This window comes from Streptomyces sp. ADMS (assembly GCF_033441795.1).
In the GTDB taxonomy this organism is placed as follows: Bacteria; Actinomycetota; Actinomycetes; order Streptomycetales; family Streptomycetaceae; genus Streptomyces.
In genome coordinates, this window is the sequence record NZ_JAVFVX010000527.1 from 1 (window position 1) to 308 (window position 308).

Annotated in this window: 1 pseudogene; it reads right to left on the minus strand. The window is 70.8% G+C overall.

Annotated features, from left to right (window positions below):
- Positions 1 to 308, minus strand: a pseudogene (locus tag RB628_RS43010) (cation-transporting P-type ATPase); the annotation flags it as partial.

Sequence of the window (308 nt, forward strand, 5' to 3'; positions counted from 1 at the left end):
GCCGCGCCATGGAGGCCACCTGGTGCTGCAGCGGAGTCTTCTGCCGCGGAGCCGCGGCGGCCAGCCGGTAGATCCGACCGAACTCGGTCATCGCACCGGTGGCGTAGACCACGGCGCGTCCGGATCCGGCGACGACGTCGGTTCCCATGAACAGGCAGTTTCGGGCTTCCAGCGGCGACCCGGCCACCACCGGATCGGCCGTACAGCTCACAGGGTTGCTCTCCCCAGTCAACGATGCGTTGTTCACCGCCAGCTCGTGCGCCTCGACCACCCGGCAGTCCGCCGGCACGGCGTCCCCGGCCTCCAGC